Here is an 18,066-nt window from a genome sequence, read left to right on the forward strand (position 1 = left end):
GGCGTCGGATCACACCGCCTCGTGATCGTCGCGCAGCGTCGGGCCGGCGGCGGCCGGCACCAGGTGACGCACCACCGGTACGCCGTCGGTCAGCTCCCGGGCCCGATCCTCGGCCCGGCGGTCCTCGTCGGTCAGTCGGCCGCCGTGCTGGCGCAGGTGTTCGTCCCAGGACGGCACCAGGTACACCTCCACGAACCGGTCGGTGGTCTCGGCCGGCCGGAACAGCCCCCACCGCATCGCGCCGGTCCGCTGGCGCGCACCACGCACCAGGTCCATCGCCGCCAGGAACGGCTGTGCCCGCTCCGGCGCAACCGTGTACTGCACCATCACCAGCACCGGCCCCACCCAGGGATCCGGCTCGCGCGCCAGGTGCAGTTGCGGCCAGTAGGCCGCCGGGTCACGGTTCACCGCTATCCGCAGATCCGGTAACGGCCAGATCAGGCTCGTCAGCGTGCCGACCAGCATCAGCGCCGCCGCCGCGAGATAGGCGAGCACCAGCCCGGCCATCTCGGCCACCAGCCCCCAGATGAGCGCGCCGGCCGCCTGCCCGCCGGCGAAGCACACCTGGTAGACGGCCAGACCGCGGGCCCGTACCCAGCTCGGCAGGAAGAGCTGCATCTCGGCGTTGACATTGGCGAGCACCGTCACCCAGGCCATTCCGGCCGGAAGCAGGGCGACGAGCACCAGTGGCACCACCCGCACGGTCGCGACCACGCACAGCGAGATGATGAACAGCACCCCGGCGATGACCAGCAGCTGGTTGGCCGGCAGACGGGTCCGGATCACGGCCAGCAGCAGCCCACCAGCGACGGCCCCCACCCCGAGGGCGGCCAGCAGCAGCCCGTACCCGCCGGAGCCCAGGCCGAGCATCCGGTCGGCCACCAGCGGCAGCAGCGCCCAGAGCGCGCTGGCCGGAACCACGAAGACCAGCGCACGGCGAAGCAGCCGACGCACCGTCGGGGAGTGCCGCACGTAGCGGCTACCGGCGCGAAGCGCGGCCGTGAAACGCTCGGGCACCTCGACCGCTCGGGCGTTGCCCGGCCGCCAGCGCACCAGGGCGTACGTGAAGATCAGGAACGCGATGGCGTTGAGCGCGAAGACCGGGGCGACGCCGGTCCGCGCGATCAGGACGCCGGCCAGCGCCGGCCCGACCGCCCGCGCCACGTTCACGCTGATCGAGCCGAGCGCGGACGCCGACCGCAGCTGGTCCGGTGGCACCAGCTCCGGGATCACCGCCGCCCAGGCCGGAAGGGTGAGCGCCTGCCCGACCCCGAAGGCGAAGGTGAGGGTGAGCAGCAGCGCCGGCGGCATCCGGTTCGTGACGGTGAGCAGGGTCAACGCCACCGCGACGGCCACCAGGAACAGCTGCACCGCGATCAGCAGGTGCCGGCGGTCGACGTTGTCGGCCAGCACACCGGCGGGAAGTGCCAGCAGCAGCACCGGCAGCAGGCTGGCGGTCTGGACCAGGGCCACCAGGGTGGAGGCGTTGGAGTGGTGGATCAGCAGCCACTGCGCACCGACCGTCTGCATCCAGGTGCCGACGTTGGCGGCGAGCAGGGCCAGCCACAGGTTGCGGTAGGCCGCCGTCCGCAGCGGCGCCCACGTCGAGACCGGACGCTCGGCCGCCGCTGTCACCACCGCCCGTCCGTGCACCGCACGCGCCGGCCACCGACCAGCACGAACGTCTTGGCACCCATGTCACTCCAGCCGCCACCAGCGCAGGTCGCGCGGTGCCGCGCGACGGCCCGTTCTTCCCCATTCCGGCCGTGACACACCCGTTCCCGCGCCGGTGTCCGGCCGAGAGGTAGGGCTGGGCATACCTCAGAAGTGGTTCTGGACGGCTGGGTCGACGACGGCGCCGGCGATTAGCGTCATGCGCCATGACCCCGGAACACCCTCGTCACCTGGCCGACGCGCTGCGCCGCCGCGGCTGGCTGATCTCCGCCTGGCCCTGGCGTGCGCTGCTCTACCTGGTCAGCACCATACCGATCGCCGGCGTGGTCGCCGTCGGCCTGCTCGTCATCGTCGCGCCGCTGCTGGCGGCCCTCAACGGCATCTGGCTGCGCGGTCGGCCGCCGGAGGTCGGGCTCCTGCTGTTCCTTGCCGTCGGCAGCCTCACCCTGCTGGCGCTGGCGCCGATCGCGAGCTTCCCGGTGGCCGCCGTCGAGCGGTGGCGGCTCGGCCTCGTGGACGGTCGACCGTTGCCGCCGTCACCGTGGCAGGGCCTGGCCGCCCGCTACCGCAGCACCGCCGGCTGGCGGGAGGTGGCGTACGTGTTCTGGCTGGGCGGGTTCGTACCGGTCGCGTACTGGGTCTTCCTGTTGCTGGTGCTCCTCGACCTCGGGCTGGTCGCCAGCCCCTGGCTCGCCGGCGACGCCGACGAGGTCATCGTGCTCTGGGGCACCGTGGACACCGGCGGCGAGGCCGTCCCGTACGCGATCGTGGGGGTCCTGCTCCTCCCGGTGCTCTGGTACGTGGCCGGGCTGCTCGCCGCCGCCCAGGCCGCCGTGGCCCGGTGGGCGCTGACCCGGCCGGTCGACGCGGCGGCGCTGCGGGAGGTCGCCCGGTCGCGGACCCGGCTGGTCGGCGCGTACGAGGCCGAACGTCGTCGCATCGAGCGCGACCTGCACGACGGCGCGCAACCCCGGCTGACCAGCCTCACCCTCCAGCTGGGTCTGGCCCGGCTGGACGTGCCCGAGGACTCCCCGGCGGCCCGGCCGCTCTCCGTCGCCCACGACGAGGCCCGGGCTCTGATGGTGATGCTCCGGCAGCTGGTGCACGGCATCCGGCCGCAGAGCCTCACCGATCTCGGTCTGGCCGGTGCGGTACGGGAGCTGGCCGACGCGTCCACCATCGCCGTCACCCTGCGCGCCGACCTGGACGGCGAGTTGCCGGAGATCGTCGAGACCACCGCCTACTTCGCGGTGTCCGAGGCGCTGGGCAACGTGGCACGGCACGCCGGGGCGAGCCGCGCCGAGGTCCGCCTCGTCAGGGCCGGCCCGAACCTCGTCGTCGAGGTCTCCGACGACGGTCGTGGCGGCGCCGATCCGGCCCGGGGTACCGGCCTGACCGGTCTCGCCGACCGGGTCGCCGCCGCGGACGGTCGGCTGCTGCTGGCCAGCCCGGCGGGCGGGCCCACCCGTGTGCGGGTGGAGCTGCCGTGGCGCCGGTGACCCGGGTGGTGCTGGCCGAGGACGAGGTGCTGCTGCGCGAGGGTCTGGTCGCGCTGCTGACCCGCTTCGACTTCGCGGTGTGCGCCGCCGTCGGCTCCGCGCCGGAGTTGCTGGACGCGGCCCGCGCCCACCGCCCGGACCTGGTGCTGACCGACATCCGGATGCCACCCGGCCGGCGCGACGACGGGCTGCGCGCAGCCGTCGCGCTACGCGCCGAGCGGCCTGAGCTGCCGGTCGTCGTGCTCAGCCAGTACGTGCAGACCGGGTACGCCGCGGCGTTGCTGGACAGCGGCGACGGCCAGCGGGTGGGCTACCTACTCAAGGACCGGGTGGCGGAGGTCACCGACTTCGTCGACACGCTGCGTCGGGTCGTCGCCGGTGGCACCGCCATCGATCCGGAGGTGGTCCGGCAGCTGCTGCACCGTCCGCGCGACCCGCTGGCCGCCCTCTCCGTCCGGGAACGTGAGGTGCTGGCGCTGCTGGCCGAGGGCCGGTCCAACGCGTCGATCGCCGCCCGGCTGTACGTCACCGAGGCGGCGGTCGGCAAGCACGTCGGCAACATCCTGCTGAAGCTCGACCTGCCGCCCAGCGACGACACCAACCGCCGGGTGCTCGCGGTGCTCACCTATCTGCGCGCCGATCCGGCCAGCTGACCAGCGCGCTGGCGCCGCCGAGGGCGACTGGTCCGGGCCGTCGTTGCCAGGCCGGGCACGGGTCCGGCCTGACCGGCCTGGGCGTAGATTCGCTCAGCGGGGCCGCCGTCACCGGGACGCGGACCGGAAGACGGGAGTACGGCATGGCGGAGGCGCTGCGGGTCGGTCTGCTGGGTTACGGGCTGGCGGGCCGGGTGTTCCACGCACCGCTGGTCGCCGCGACCCCCGGGTTGCGGCTCGACGCCATCGTGACCCGGGATCCGCAGCGACGCGGGCAGGCCCGACACCATTATCCGGACGCCCGCCTGGTCGACGACGCCGACGACCTGTGGCGTAGGCCCGACGCGCTGGACCTGGTCGTGGTGGCGACGCCGAACCGGCAGCACGTGCCGATGGCCCGGGCAGCGGTGGCCGCCGGCCTGCCGGTCGTCGTCGACAAGCCGTTGGCCCCGACCGCCGCCGAGAGCCGGGCACTGGTGGAGGACGCCGACCGTCGGGGTGTGCCGCTGACGGTGTTCCAGAACCGCCGCTGGGACGGTGACTTCCTGACCGCCCGCCGGCTCGTGGAGCAGGGCGAGTTGGGGCGGGTGCTTCGCTTCGAGTCCCGGTTCGAGCGTTTCCGTCCGACGATCAAGCCGGGCTGGCGGGAACTCGCCGGTCCCGAGGAGGCCGGCGGCGCCCTCTTCGACCTTGGCGCCCACCTCGTCGATCAGGCCGTGCAGCTCTTCGGCCGGGTCGACCGCGTCTACGCGGAGGTGGACCGTCGTCGCGCGGGTGCCGCGGTCGACGACGACGCGTTCGTGGCGTTGACCCACGCCAGCGGGGTGCACTCACACCTGTGGATGGGCGCGGTGACCGCTCAGCTCGGTCCGCGGCTGCGGGTGCTGGGCGATCGGGCCGGCTACACGACGTACGGGCTGGACGTGCAGGAGGCGGCGCTGCACGACGGCGGCCGTCCGGGCCAGCCGGGCTGGGGCGAGGTCCCGCCGGAGCGGTACGGCCTGCTCGGCGTCGACGGCGACCTACGGCCGGTGCCCACCGAGGCGGGCTCCTACCAGAGCTTCTACGGCCAGGTGGCTGCGGCGCTGCGGGACGGCACGCCGATGCCGGTGGATCCGCGCGACTCGGTCGCCACCGTCGAGCTGATCGAGCTGGCGCACCGGTCGGCGGTCGAGAGGGCGGTGCTGACGGTCCCAGCCGTCTGACCGCACGGCGTCGACGTCAGCCGGCTGGCTGGAGTGTTGGGGACGGGACCGAGCGCCGGGCCGGCCGATGAGCGCGCCGGGCTGGTGCCCGGGGCGTCGCCGGCCCGGCCCGGTGCCGGATCAGCGCTTCAGTTCGCGCCAGGAAGGGTGGGTGCCGCGCCAGGCGTCGGCCAGGATGGCCGCCGAGGCCCGGCTCGGGCACTGCTGCACCCGCTCACGACCCGACGCCCCACCGATCTGGGCGCGGACCTCCCAACCCTGCCCGTCGGTGCGGATGTACACGTCCCGACGCCCGCGCGGGGTCGTGTCTCCGTTCCACCAGTGTTCCTCCACCATCATTCGCCGACCGTATAGCAAATTCCGGCCAAGGGGTACGTCGCAGGTGGGCTGTTACCACCTCAATACCCGCAATTCAGTCACATTTCAGTCCGGCCGCCGATGGGGAGGAACCGTCCCGGCAGGTCCTCCCCATCCTGAGCGGCGGATCAGCTCCGCGGATCAGATACCGTTGAGCACACCGGCCAGTGTGTTGGCCAACTTGTCCTGCCCGGAGGGGCTGGGGTGCGGCGAGCCGCCCTCCGCGGTGACCTGGATGTCGCCGGGGGTGAACGGCGGTGGGAACGCCACCCGGACGGCCGGGTCGAACGGGACACCGAGTTGCACGGCCCAGTTCACGTCGCTGATCACACCCCGGACGGTGCCCACCCAGAGCGGGTCGATCAGCGGTTGCAGTGTCGACACCGGCGCCGCCGGCAGGTAGGAGTGCGTCCCGGTCGGCAGCCAGGACCTGAGCTTTGCCCAGGCGTACTGGCCGATGTCGACGTTGGCCGGGGTGATGTCGTAGTAGAGCATCCACACCACCTTGTCCGCCCCGGCGGCCAGCAGCGAGTTGACGATCGCCGTGGCGTCCGCGGTGATGCCGGCGTACTGGGCCGGGCCGTCGTAGCGCGGCACCCCGACGTTGATGTAGTAGTCCTCGCCGACCGGCAGGTCGAGCCAGAAGTTGCAACCGCCGCCGTTGGTGACGATGCCGCCCTTGCCACCCACGGCCGCCCACTCGAAACGGAACACGCCGTACGGGTTCAGTGTCTCCGCCGCGAACTCGAGGGCGCGACACATGGTCAGTCGGGTCAGGACGGTGGTCCAGTTGGTGTTGTTCACCCCGCCCGTGGTGGCGTGGTAGGCGTTGTGCCCGTCGGACTTGGCCTTGGCGATGCGGGCGGTGGCCAGGCCCAGTGGACTGGCCACCCGCGCCCACGCGTTGCCGCACGCGTCGGGGCCGGCGCGACCGGTGATGATGTCGCCCGTGCCGTATCCGGTGCGCGCGTAGTTGTCGTAGTCGACGATGCTGCCGTTCATGTCGAAGTAGCGCCGGGCGTAGCTGTAGACACCGTTGTTGCCGGGCATGCCACGGTCGTCGAACGAGGTCATCGGGCAGCCGGGGCCCACGCCGAAACCGAACTGGTGGTGCGACGAACTGACCGAGTCGCCGGTGACGGTGAGCACGGTGTCATCCTCGACCGTCTGCACCTCCCGGCAGCGGATCCGGTCCTTGTTCGCGTCCACCAGCGTGGGGTTGCCGTTCACCGTCGGGCAGCCGGTGGGCGGCGGGGGTGGCGGCGGAGGCGGTCCCCCGGTCGGCCCGTCGGTCGGGTCCGGCGATTCGGTCGGCTCCGCCGAGCCGCTGCCGCTGGGCGACGCCGAGCCGCTCGGCGAGGCACTGTCGGACGGCGACGAACTACCCGACGGCGATCCGCTGCCCGACGGAGACGCGCTCTCCGACGGAGAGGCGCTGTCCGACGGCGACGCGCTGTCCGACGGAGAAGCGCTGTCCGACGGCGACGCGCTGTCCGACGGCGACGCGCTGTCCGACGGCGACGCGCTGTCCGACGGAGAAGCACTGTCCGACGGAGAAGCACTGTCCGACGGCGAAGCACTGTCCGACGGCGACGCGCTGCCGGACGGCGAGGTGCTGCCCGACGGCGACGCGCTTCCCGACGGACAGGGCGAGTCGGTGGGCGAGGCCGTCGAGGTGGGTCCGGTGCCGGTCGGCTGCGGGGCGGTGGCGGTGCCGGCCGGTGCCCGCCCGGCGACCGGCTCGAGCGTCACCGGCGGCCGGGTGGCCCGGGTCGGCGACCCGGAGGTCGAGGCCGACGATGAACCGGTCGGGTCCGGACAGTCCTCGTCGGCTGTCGCCTTCTGGCTGCGGATCTTCGCGAGCCGCGCCTCGACCTCTGCGGGAAGCTTCCCGCCGGGCTTGACACACGGATCCAACAGCCAGGTCGTGCCCTCCAACTGACGGGTGCACGGCGGCGACTGGTACGACACCGCCTCGGGTCTCGCGGCGGCCGGGGCGGCTGGGGCACCGCCGGCGGTCGGGGCGATCACGGCGCCGGCCACGGCCACCACCACCGCCACCCCGGCGGCGAAGAGAGCGTTGTGGACGTGCGGCGACCTGATGGGTCGCGATCCTGGTGGCCCGTTCGGATTCGATTGGCTCATGCCGTCCTCCAGGGACTGAGTGCACCGGTAGGTGTTACCGCACGGTAGGCACGAGTACGGGAGCCCGGTAGATCAGTCGTCCTTACCTACTGTGGAGGATGGATCGCGTCCGGTGACCCGTCCGGCACCGCCAGCCGCTCGTGCCCGAGCACCACGGCCAGCTCACGACGGTTGCGCACGCCCAGCTTCGCGAAGACCCGGGCCAGGTTGTTGTTGACGGTGTTGACCGAGAGCCCCAACCGGTCGGCGATGCTGCGGCTCGGCAGGGTCACGGCGAGCTTCGCCACGTCCTGCTCCCGCCGGGTCAGCGACGCCTGTTCGGTGCCGGGGGCGGTCGAGGTGAGCAACGGTGTCCGGACGGCCGCGCAGCCCCGGGCCAGCGTCGCGGCCCGCTGCGCCACCGCCAGCCGCGGCCGGCCACGACGGGCGTACGCGCGGGCGGCGGCCCCGAGCGCCTCGGCGGCGAGCAGGGTGTGGCCGCGGGAGACGAGATCGTCCGCGGAGGTCTCCAGAGCCGGCCCGTCATCGTGGATGAGCCCGTCGGCGGCGCTGGCGAGCGTCGACGCCAACCCGCCCAGCCGGTCGGCGAGGCCGGTCAGCCGGTCCCGCACCGACTCCGGCGCACCCAGCCGCGCGCACTCGTAGAGCGCCACCGCCTCGATCGTGGGTTGTTCGCTGCCACTGGCCAGGTCGGCCGCGTGCCGGGCGGTGCGGGTCGCCGCGGTGAGGTCGCCCTCGGCCACCTCCACCCAGGCCCGGTTCAGTTCCACCCACGGGTGGAAGATCCGGTTGGCGGTCCGCTCCCGGGCGTCGGCGGCAGCCAGCCAGTGGCGGGCGCCGGGCAGGTCACCGAGGAGGGCACGGACGCCCGCCAGCTCGGCCCAGTACGTCCGTACCAGGTGATACTGGTCGTTCTCCTCCACCAGCGCGATGGCCTCGCGCAGGTCGGCCTCGGCGGCGTCGAGCCGGCCCTGGGCCTTGGCGATGATCCCCCGGAACCCGGCCCACACGGCGGCCATGCCCCTCGCGTCGCTGGCCACCGCGGCGCGGTAGCCGCCGTCGGCGAGCACGGCGGCCCCGGTCAACTCACCCGCCGCGTACCGGGCGTAGCAGAGCCCGAGCCCGACCTGGGCCTCGTTCCACGGCATCGGTTCGGGCTCGGCGGCCAGCACGGCGCGGCCCTGCCGCGCCAGCTCCTCGGCGAGGCCGAGGCGGCCGAGCATCCCGGCCGCCGACGCGGCGCCCATGGTCGCCCAGCTCGCCGCGCGCACGCCGGTGTCGGCGCGGGCCAGCACGGCCTGGCCGACGTCCAGCGCCGCCTGGCACCGGCCGTCGTAGAACAGCACCCAGGACCGGGTGGCCTCGGCCAGGTCGTGGCCCGGTGAGTCGGTCGGCACCATCCGCAGCGTCTCGTGCGCCTCGTCGATCCGGTCCAGACCCCAGTAGAGCAGCCCGGCGCGGGTGATCGCCCAGATGGCGAGGCGCTTGCTGCCCGGCGGCGGGGCCGGCGGGAGCATGTCGAACGCCTCCTGACTGCGCGCCTGGTACTGCAGGACCCGGGCGAGCAGCCACTGCGCCTCCCAGCCCTGCCCCGCGTCGTACGCGGTCCGGGCCAACCGCTCGGCCAGGTCGATGTCGAACCGGTCGATCGCCTGACGGGCGGCGGCCAACGCGATGCCGGGATGCCGGACGCTGCCGGAGCGCAGCTGCCAGATGCCCGCGACCAGCGCGTCGTCGCGACGGCGTAGCGGCATGTTGGCCAGCACGTCGGCGAGCTGCCCGAAGACGGTGCGGGACCGGCTGGCCGGCATGCTGGCACGCAGCGCCTCGCCGTAGAGCGGGTGGGCCATCCGCAGCGCCGTTCGGCCGCCGGAGCGCTCCGCGACCGCCATGCCGCTGCGCTCGGCCGCCTCGGTGGCAGCCGGGGCGGCGATCCGTTCCAGCACGGCCAGGGAGAGCGGTTCGCCGCAGGCCACCACCTCCAGCACCTGACGGGCGGCCGGTTCCAGCGCCCGCAGCCGGGCGCTGACCAGCTCGGCCAGCCGTGGGCTGCCCGACGCCGTGCCACGCCAGCGCCAGATCCCTCCCGACTCGCGTAACCCTCCGGTGTCCAGCGCGTCGGCCAGCAACTCCCGCAGCAGCAGCGGGTTGCCGTCGGCGAGGTGCAGGAGCCGCCGGCGGCTGATCGCGTCGAGCGGCCCCGGCGCCGCCTCGTCGAGGAGGTGGTCCACCGCGGTGGCCGGCAGGGGGTGCACCTCCAGCCGTCGACCCGACCCGCTCCAGAGCGAGGTGAGGGCGTCGGAGAGTGGTTCACCGGCCCGGACCGTGGCCACCGCCACCGCCAGGCGGTGCACGGCAAGCTGGTGCAGCAGCCCGGCCGAGGGCTCGTCCAGCAGGTGTGCGTCGTCGATGCCGATCACCACGGGTCGGCCGCCTCCGCGCCGGGCGAAGTCGCGTTCCACGGTGGCGACCAGCCCCACCGAGTCCGCGCGTGGCCGGATCGGCGCGGGTATGAGGTGGGAGACCGCGCCGAACGGGATCGACCGCGCCGCGCCGGTCGCGGAGACCCAGTGGCACTGGACCCCGTCGTCGGCGGCCCGGGCGAGGGCCTCCCGCAGCAGCCTCGTCTTGCCCACCCCGGCGTCACCGACCAGGACCAGCCCGGGCAGCTGCGACGACACCACGTCCCCGATGGTCTTCAGCTCGTCGTCGCGGCCGACGAGTGTCCATTCGCCACGTCCCGGCATGCCGACCCTCACCTCGCCTCCGGGGCAGCCCCACCACCACCCTAGGGGCTCACCCACCACCTCCGCTCGACAGTGGTCGATGGCCGGCGGCGTCGGTCGGAGCCCGAGCTCATCCCCGCGCGCTGAGCAGGTAGTCGTCGGCTTCCGGGCTCCAGCGCAGGTCGACCACGCCAACGGTGGCGGCGGCCTTGCAGAACTGGAGGAAGCTGCGGTAGCCGAGCTTCTTCTCGCTGAAGTCGGGGCGGGCCCTGCGCAGCTGGTTCTTCAGCCCGGACAGCGCCACCGGGTTGCCACCGCTGCCGAGTTCCGCCACGACACCGCGGAGCAGGCCGAAGGCCACCTCACGGTCGCCGTGCTCGGGCAGCGAGACCTCGGGATCGCCCTTCGCGGGGCCTTCGGCCAGCTCGATGACGTTGTTGCCGGCGAGGTGACGCAGCAGTTCGCCGAACGTACGGAACCCGTAGTCGGACTCGCTGAACGTCGGGTCCTTGCGCAGCAGGGTGCGCTTGAGCCGGGAGGCCGTCACGTCACCGCTGGCGCTACCCTGCAGGCCGGCCACCGTCTGGGCCACCAGCACGGCAAGGGCGTCCACGTCCCGGGCGGGCTCCTCCCCCACCGGCCGGCGGTCCACCTCCCGCTCCGGCTCCCGCTCCACCTGCTCGCGCTCCGGCTCGGACGGTCGCAGGTCCGGGCCGGACTGCCGCGCCGGGCGACCGCGACGGCTGCTGGTCGGCGGGATGTCCACACCCTCCAGCCGGTCGTAGTAGAGGAACTCGTCGCACGCCGGCGGAAGCAGCGCCGAGGTTGACCCCTCGACACCGACGCCGATGACCCGCTTGTTCAGCTCGCGGAGCTTGTGCACCAGCGGGGTGAAATCGCTGTCACCGCTGCAGATCACGAAGGTGGAGATGTAGTCGCGCTCGAAGGCCAACTCGATCGCGTCGACCGCCATCTTGATGTCGGCCGCGTTCTTGCGGGAGGCGCCCATCCGCTGCGGGATCTCGATCAGCTCGACGTGCGACCTGGTGAGCATCCGGCGGTCCTCGTCGAAGTACGACCAGTCGGCGTACGCCCGCCGCACCACCACCCGCCCCCGTTCGGCCAGCGCGTCGGCGATGGGCCGGAAGTCGAAGGCTGCGCCGCCACGGTTGTCGCGCGCGCCCAGGGCGAGGTTCTCGTAGTCCAGGAAAAGGGCGATACGGTCTTCTTGATCCACGCCGGCCAGCGTACGCCCGGTGGAACCGGCCCGGGCACAGCCGACGAACGACACGGCAATTCGATGACCGTTCAGTTCTTGCGATCAAACTGTCGCTTCTTTTCGCCGTTCGATTGGCGTCTTGCAGCAACATGTTCGATGCTGGCATCATGGCGATCAATGTCGGGCGCGGGGGGCGCCGGGCGGACCTCCACCACCACCCACACAGGAGGGTCACCGATGTTTCGGAGCAACATGGCGGCACGGGGACGTCCAGGCCGACCGGCCGCCGCGGTGGTCGCGCTCGCGACCGCCCTCACCACGCTGGTCGCCGGGTCCACCACGGCCGTCGCCGGTCCACCCGCGTCCCCCGCGGCCGCGCCGGTGGTCACCCGGGCCGCGCTCGACCCCGCGCTGGTCGCCGGGCGCGGCGCCGACGTCGACTTCGTCGAACAGGAGGCGGAGAACGCCCGCACCAACGGCGAGATCATCGGCCCGGACCGGTCGGCCTACACGCTGCCCGCGGAGGCCTCCGGCCGCCGGGCCGTCCGGCTCACCCCCGGGCAGTACGTGGAGTTCGTCCTGCCCAGCGCGACCAACGCGATCAACGTGCGGTACAGCATCCCGGACGCGCCGCAGGGCGGCGGGATCACCGCGCCGCTCGGTGTCGCGGTCAACGGCAGGCACGTCCGCAGCATGACGCTGACCTCGCAGTACTCGTGGCTCTACAACCAGTACCCGTTCTCCAACGACCCCCGGGCCGGGCTGCTGCACCCGGACTGGTGGATCACCGAGTGCTCGTGCGTCCCGTCGACCACCACGCCGTACCCGACCATCAGCACCCCGTTCCGGCCCACCCACTTCTACGACGAGCAGCGCCTCCTGCTCGGGCGCACCTACCGGGCGGGTGACCGGATCCGGCTCACCGCGCCGAGAGGCAGCGCAGCGGCGTGGACCGTCATCGACCTGCTCGACAGCGAGTTGGTGGCGCCGCCGCACGTCCGGCTGCTCGCCGCGAACGTGCTGGCCTTCGGCGCCGACCCCACCGGCCGGCGCGACTCCGCCGACGCCCTGGACCGGGCCATCGCCTTCGCCCGCCGCACCCACCTGACGGTCTACATCCCGCCGGGTGTCTACCAGGTCAACCGACACATCGTCGTCGACGACGTGACCATCGAGGGTGCCGGCAGCTGGTACACCGTCATCAAGGGACGCGAGGTGGCCCTGCCGACACCCGCCCCGGACGGCTCGGTGCACACCGGCGTCGGCTTCTACGGTCGGGACGCCGCCGACGGCGGCAGCCGCAACGTCCACCTCTCCGGCTTCGCCATCCAGGGCGACGTCCGGGAGCGCATCGACACCGACCAGGTCAACGCGGTCGGCGGGGCGATGAGCGACTCGACCATCGACGGGCTCTACCTGCACCACACCAAGGCCGGCCTGTGGTTCGACGGGCCGATGACAAACGTCCGCGTCACCAACAACATCGTCGTCGACCAGATCGCGGACGCCCTCAACTTCCACACCGGTGTCACCGACTCGCTCGTCGCGCACAACTTCGTCCGCAACACCGGCGACGACGGCCTGGCGATGTGGTCGGAGAAGACGGCCGACTCACGGAACACGTTCGACCACAACACCGTGCAGTCCCCGACGCTGGCCAACGGCATCGCCATCTACGGCGGCACGGACAACACCGTCTCGCACAACCTCGTCGCCGACCCGGTCCGCGAGGGCAGCGGCATCCACGTCGGTGCCCGTTTCGGCGCGGAGCCGTTCGCCGGGCACCTGTGGATCACCAACAACACCACGGCCCGCGCCGGCACGTACGAGTTGAACTGGAACATCGGCCTCGGCGCGATCTGGTTCTTCGCCCTGGACCGGAGCATCGACGCGACCATCGAGGTGGTCGGCGACGCATACCTCGACAGCACGTACAACGCGATCATGCTGGTCAGCGACTGGCCGGTGAAGGACCTCTACTCGATCACCAACGTGCACTTCCGGGACATCCGGGTCGACGGCACCGGCACCTCGGTGGTGAGTGCCCGTTCGGCCGGGTCGGCCTCGTTCGCCAACGTGGACGCCCGCAACGTGGGGGCGGTCGGCGTCAACAACTGCGGGTCGTTCCACTTCACCCCGGCCGGCTCGGAGTTCGCGCTGGCCGATCTCGGCGGCAACGACGGCGGCTGGCTGGCCCCGTGGTTGCTGCCCAACACCATCACCTGCAACGACCGGCCGCCGGTCTCGCCGCCGCCACCGCCGGCGCGGTGGTGAACGCGGCGGGCGGCCCGACCTCTCGGGCCGCCCGCCGCCGTGGCGTCACACCGGTCGGGCGTACGCCAGCGGCACGCTCGCCGTCTGTCCGTTCCAGCTGCCGCTGAGGGTGGCCCCGGAGGCACCGGCGTCACCAGTTCCCGGCCGGCGGATGACGAGCAGCTCGACGGAGTCGGTGACGATCAGCGCGGTGTCCTCGTCGACCACTCGTCGCAGGGGGCCGACCGGGGCCAGGTCGGTGTCCCCGGCGCCGCTGACGGAGACCGTCATGGTCGGCTCGCGCACCTCGCGCCGGCCGTCGACCTCGAAGTACTGCTCCGCCTGACCGGTGCCGGTGAGGATGGCCAGGGCCAGGGCCACGGCGTACGCCGGGTCGGCGCAGCCGTCGTAGACCCATCGCGTGCCGAGCACCGAGTGTTCGGTGGTGCCCACCAGCGACTCGTCGGCGCCGTGCAGGGGCGCGGCCCGGTAGGTGAGCGGGACCTGGTGGACCGGGCCGTCGGTGGTGCCGACCAGCATCGTCTCGATGCCGACCTCGTCAGCCGGGTCATCGAGGCGGTAGGCGGCCTGGATCAGCACGTCGGCATCCGCCGGTCCCTGATACCAGGGTCGGCTGGGCAGCCAGGTCGTCAGCAGGTCGAGCTTCGAGGGGCGCAGTGTCGCCCGGTGCAGCAGTGCCATTGCGCCAGCCTAGGGACGACTGGCCGTCCCGGCACCCCCCGGTTCGCGGCCGCCGGTCGTCGCCGGAGAGCACCGGTCGACGGGGGCCGATGGTCGTCGCGGAGGCCCCGCCGCCCCGCGCGGGGTCACAGGCCCGCGCAGGGAGCGCCGCCCACGGTGCAGCCCTCCGGTTCCCTGGCCTTCGGCCGACTGTCGCGCACGTCGAAGCGGAACGTCTGCGACCCACCGGCCGGCACCGCCGACCCGGTGAACGTGATCGCCGGCCCGTCCTGTCGCCAGTCCGCGCCGTCGACGTCGTCGACGCTGCTGCCCTCGGCGAGGGTGACCACCACGGCCCACTGCTCCGCCGGTGCGCTGCCCGGGTTCTCGACCACGACCTCGCCGGTGAAGCCGAACAGACGGCCGGATTCGGTGTCGTAGCGGGCGGTCAGCGGCGGCGGCGGGGGTGGCGGAGCCGACGCCGCGGTGCGGGAGGGCCTCGCCGTGGGGGTACGACCTGGACGGGCCGTCGGCGACGCGGTCCGCACCGGACGCGCGGACGCCGCGCTCGGGGTGTCGGCGGGCGTGGCGTCCGCAACGGTCGACGTCGGCGAAGCCGCCGGAGGAAGCGCGGCGGCGCGGTCCTTCTCGGCCGGCAGAATGACCCACGCCGCCAGCCCGGCCAGCGGTACGGCCCCGGCCAGCACGGCGACCACGGTGCGGCGACGGCGACGCGCGCGGGCGGTTTCGTCGCCGAGTGGGCCGATCGTCGGCAGTTCGGCCGTCAATCCGGCCGCACCTCTACGGAGGTCGACCTGTTGGAAGGCGAGCCAGTCGAGAATGGCCGGCAGGCGCACGGTCAGCGACTGGCGGATCTGCTGCTCGCGCGGCTCGAGCTGCTCGGTGGGCCAGACACCGTGCGTCGTGACCTCCCGGACCGCCAGCCGGCAGCCCTCCCTTGTGGCGGTGAGGCCACAGGTCAGCTCGGTGAGTCGGCCGGCCTCGTCGCAGCGCAGCGCCAGCAGCTCCGGCTCCCGCCGCTCGGTGACCTCGACCTCGACGTCCGCGTCGAACCCGGGCAACCCGGCCGTCTGCAGCACCAGCCGATCGGGTACTCCCGCCACCGTCTCGGCCTCGGCGAACCACCGACCGAGCAGTTTCCGGTCGGTGAGTGCGAGCCAGACCCGGTCGGGCGGGTGGGACAGGTCGACCTGCGCGCCGATCTCGATCACGGCGCGACTCTACGGGTTTCGCGTCCGGCCCGTCCGGCCCGCCCAGGTCTCCGGCGCCCGCCCGCCGGGGTCTCCGTCGGCCGCCCGTTCCGCCCGCCGTCGGCCGCCCGTCCCGCCGCCCGGTCGTCCGGTCAGCCCCAGTGTGTCGACCGCTCGGCCGCCGTCGCCAGCGCGGCCCGGGCGTCGGCGCTCAGCTCGGCGATCAGCTCGGCCGCCGGCACCTCGCGAGCCAGCGGGTGTGCCTGCCCGGCCCAGAGATTGGCCACCGAGGCGTCACCGTCACGCCGGGCGGCGGCGAGCAGCGGGCGGGTCAGGTGCAGCACCTGCGGGTAGCCGGGCGGCGCCGCCGCGTCGTGCCGGCGCAGGAACTCGTTGACCACACCACGCGCTCGTTTGCCGCTGTACGCCCGGGTCAGGGCGGTCGGAGTCGAACTGGCGACCGCCGCCCGGTGCATCGGTGAGCTGCCGGCCTCGGGGCAGCGCAGGAAGGCCGTGCCGAGCTGGGCGCCCGTGGCGCCGGCGGTCAGCACGGCCGCCAATCCCGGACCGTCGACGATGCCGCCGGCGGCCACCAGCGGGCGGTCGCAGACGGCGGCCGCCAGCCGGAGCAGCGGCAGCAGCGCGTAGTCGTCGTCGTCCGGCACACCGCCGCGGTGCCCACCGGCCTCGGTGCCCTGCACCACCACGACGTCCACACCGAGCTCTGCGGCGGTCGTGGCGGCATCCGGTCGGGTGACGGTGGCCCACACCTCGGTGCCCCGCTCGCGCAGGGCGGCCACCGCGGCACGATCGGGCAGCCCGAACGCGAACGACACCACCGGAATCGGGTCGGCGAGCAGCGCGGCCAGCTTCTCCGGGTACCCGTCGTCGTCGCCCACCGGCTCGCCCAACCTCACCCCGCGCTGGCCGGCCTGCGGGGCGAGCCGGTCCGCGTACGCCCGGATGGCAGCCTCGTCCACGCCGCTGGAACCGGGCAGGAAGAGGTTGACGCCGAACGGCCGGTCGGTGCGTGCGCGGACCTCGGCGATGTCTGCGGCAAGCCGCCCGGTGTCGATCATGCCGGCCGCCAGGAAGCCCAGACCACCCGCCCCGGAGACGGCCGCCACGAGCGCTGGCGTGGACGGGCCGCCGGCCATCGGGGCGGCGACGATCGGGTGGCGCAACGCGGACAGCACGGACATCCACCCATCCTGTCGCATCGGCCCGGTCCAACGGGTCGAGGTGTGCCCTGCCCGGGCCGGCGGTCAGCGGTTGTCGGCGCGCCGCCAGCGCAGCACTCCGGCCAACCCGAGCACCGCCAACAGGATCCCGGCGCCTGCCACCACCGGCCAGATCCGGTTGACCGTGTCGACCATGTGTCCGGCCGCCGGGCGGCCTGGGGCGGGTGCCACCGGGCCCGCGGTGGTGGGCTCCGGCGGCCGCGGGGACGCGGACGGTGCCGTGGTGGTGGGGTACCGCAGGATCGCCGGGCGGGTGCCCGACGGCTGGTCGGCTGACTCGGAGATGGTGAGCAACCACCGACCGTCGCGGCTGTAGGTGATCGACTCGCCCTGGGGCTCGTCCGGCAGCGGGGTGATCCGCGCGGTGCCGGTGGTCAGCGCGGCGACGACGTCGCCGGCACGCACGTCGTACTCGAAGGCGTCGGCGTAGCTGCGCAGCACCACCCGCCGCCCGTCCGGCGCGCTCGCCGCACCGGTGACCACACCCCGACCGAGAAAGGAGTACGGGTTGCTGGTCGTGCTGGCCGGTAGGGCCACCCGGCCGACCGGGGCCAGCGGCGTCGTCGCGGCCGGCCGCAGCGCGGTGGTCGGCGCGTACAGGCCGACGGTGCCGCCGCCCCCCTTCGTGATGATCAGCGGCCGGCCGGCCGAGTCGAGCAGCAGAGCCTCCGCGTCGTGCGGGCCGTCCGGGTAGGTCATCCGGTGCAGCACCGGCTGGTCCGCGCCCGGCGCGAGTCGCCACAGCGCGATCGTCTGCCGGGTGCGGTCGTTGTCGCCGATGTCGGCGACCCAGACGGTGCCGTCCGCGCCGACCGCCAGGTCCTCGGTGTCGCGGGGACGGGAGGGATAGGCGATCGTCCGCACCACGGTGCAGCGCCGGTCGAGGAAGAAGATGCGGCGGGCGGCCTCGCTGTCGGAGCCGTCGTTGACCACGACGTAGCCGGTGTCCGTGGCGACCATCCCGGAGATCTCGTTGAGTCGCTCGTCGCGTACCTCGCAGACCGGAGTTCCGGCTCCCGGCGCCACGGCGACCGCCGCGCCCGGGGCCAGCGCCACCGCGCCGACGACGATCGTGACCAGCGCCGCCCCGGCGCGAGCATGCCGCTTGCGTACCCCCATCGCCCGCTCTCCTCGTCGTGGCCGTGGCCCGGCCGTCCCGTCAATCCTGGCTGATGCCGGCGACAGGTGTCGCGCATCAACGG

General features: G+C 73.5%; 14 protein-coding genes. 5 read left to right on the top strand and 9 right to left on the bottom strand.

Annotated elements, in window-relative coordinates; all coding sequences use genetic code 11:
• Window positions 1-9: 9 nt before the first annotated feature.
• Window positions 10-1,638, bottom strand: a complete 1,629-nt coding sequence (locus ACLJN9_RS15720; protein WP_410812077.1) for an MFS transporter — start codon at window positions 1,636-1,638, stop codon at window positions 10-12.
• A 242-nt stretch (window positions 1,639-1,880) separates the two neighbouring features.
• On the opposite strand from ACLJN9_RS15720, the gene ACLJN9_RS15725 reads away from it, so the two are divergent.
• The 3 genes from ACLJN9_RS15725 (at window position 1,881) to ACLJN9_RS15735 (ending at window position 5,031) form a co-directional block, all read left to right on the top strand.
• A complete protein-coding gene (locus ACLJN9_RS15725; RefSeq protein WP_410812078.1) occupies window positions 1,881-3,173 on the top strand; it encodes a histidine kinase in 1,293 nt (430 codons plus the stop codon).
• Entirely contained in the window at window positions 3,161-3,826 is a 666-nt protein-coding gene (locus tag ACLJN9_RS15730) for a response regulator transcription factor (RefSeq protein WP_410812079.1), read from the top strand. The genes ACLJN9_RS15725 and ACLJN9_RS15730 overlap by 13 nt, the downstream gene beginning before the upstream one ends.
• A 143-nt stretch (window positions 3,827-3,969) precedes the next feature.
• Window positions 3,970-5,031, top strand: a complete 1,062-nt coding sequence (locus ACLJN9_RS15735; protein ID WP_410812080.1) for a Gfo/Idh/MocA family oxidoreductase — start codon at window positions 3,970-3,972, stop codon at window positions 5,029-5,031.
• A gap of 120 nt (window positions 5,032-5,151) precedes the next feature.
• Here the strand turns inward: ACLJN9_RS15735 and ACLJN9_RS15740 are convergent, their stop codons facing one another.
• Entirely contained in the window at window positions 5,152-5,370 is a 219-nt protein-coding gene (locus ACLJN9_RS15740; RefSeq protein ID WP_252419515.1) for a hypothetical protein, read from the bottom strand.
• A 159-nt stretch (window positions 5,371-5,529) separates the two neighbouring features.
• Window positions 5,530-6,618: a hypothetical protein gene (locus ACLJN9_RS15745; protein ID WP_410812081.1), complete on the bottom strand. Its 1,089-nt coding sequence runs from the start codon at window positions 6,616-6,618 to the stop codon at window positions 5,530-5,532.
• Between ACLJN9_RS15745 and ACLJN9_RS15750 the strand changes: the two genes are divergently transcribed.
• Window positions 6,584-7,330 carry a hypothetical protein gene (locus ACLJN9_RS15750; protein ID WP_410812082.1) on the top strand — a complete coding sequence of 249 codons (747 nt, stop codon included), beginning with the start codon at window positions 6,584-6,586 and terminating at the stop codon, window positions 7,328-7,330. The genes ACLJN9_RS15745 and ACLJN9_RS15750 overlap by 35 nt on opposite strands.
• Before the next feature lie 289 nt (window positions 7,331-7,619).
• Here ACLJN9_RS15750 and ACLJN9_RS15755 read toward each other — a convergent pair whose 3' ends face one another.
• Together ACLJN9_RS15755 and ACLJN9_RS15760 are read right to left on the bottom strand one after the other, a co-directional pair.
• On the bottom strand, window positions 7,620-10,280 hold the full coding sequence (locus ACLJN9_RS15755; RefSeq protein ID WP_410812083.1) for an AAA family ATPase: 2,661 nt from the start codon (window positions 10,278-10,280) through the stop codon (window positions 7,620-7,622).
• A 109-nt stretch (window positions 10,281-10,389) separates the two neighbouring features.
• Window positions 10,390-11,496 (bottom strand): NYN domain-containing protein, encoded by a 1,107-nt coding sequence (locus ACLJN9_RS15760; RefSeq protein ID WP_410812084.1) that lies wholly within the window; start codon window positions 11,494-11,496, stop codon window positions 10,390-10,392.
• 219 nt (window positions 11,497-11,715) lie between these two features.
• Between ACLJN9_RS15760 and ACLJN9_RS15765 the strand changes: the two genes are divergently transcribed.
• Window positions 11,716-13,752 (top strand): glycosyl hydrolase family 28-related protein, encoded by a 2,037-nt coding sequence (locus ACLJN9_RS15765; RefSeq protein ID WP_410812085.1) that lies wholly within the window; start codon window positions 11,716-11,718, stop codon window positions 13,750-13,752.
• A 45-nt stretch (window positions 13,753-13,797) separates the two neighbouring features.
• Here the strand turns inward: ACLJN9_RS15765 and ACLJN9_RS15770 are convergent, their stop codons facing one another.
• The 4 genes from ACLJN9_RS15770 to ACLJN9_RS15785 form a co-directional block, all read right to left on the bottom strand.
• Window positions 13,798-14,433, bottom strand: coding sequence for a CG0192-related protein (locus tag ACLJN9_RS15770; protein ID WP_410812086.1), 636 nt, complete (start codon window positions 14,431-14,433; stop codon window positions 13,798-13,800).
• 125 nt (window positions 14,434-14,558) lie between these two features.
• Window positions 14,559-15,644: a cellulose binding domain-containing protein gene (locus ACLJN9_RS15775; RefSeq protein ID WP_410812087.1), complete on the bottom strand. Its 1,086-nt coding sequence runs from the start codon at window positions 15,642-15,644 to the stop codon at window positions 14,559-14,561.
• A 131-nt stretch (window positions 15,645-15,775) separates the two neighbouring features.
• Window positions 15,776-16,825, bottom strand: coding sequence for an NAD(P)H-dependent flavin oxidoreductase (locus ACLJN9_RS15780; protein WP_410812088.1), 1,050 nt, complete (start codon window positions 16,823-16,825; stop codon window positions 15,776-15,778).
• Window positions 16,826-16,888: 63 nt separating this feature from the next.
• The gene (locus tag ACLJN9_RS15785; RefSeq protein WP_410812089.1) at window positions 16,889-17,983 is read right to left on the bottom strand and encodes a hypothetical protein; all 1,095 of its coding nucleotides are present in this window, start codon (window positions 17,981-17,983) and stop codon (window positions 16,889-16,891) included.
• Between the last annotated feature and the right edge of the window lie 83 nt (window positions 17,984-18,066).

The sequence above is a fragment of the Micromonospora sp. 067-2 genome (genome assembly GCF_046549295.1).
Taxonomy (GTDB): Bacteria; Actinomycetota; Actinomycetes; order Mycobacteriales; family Micromonosporaceae; genus Micromonospora.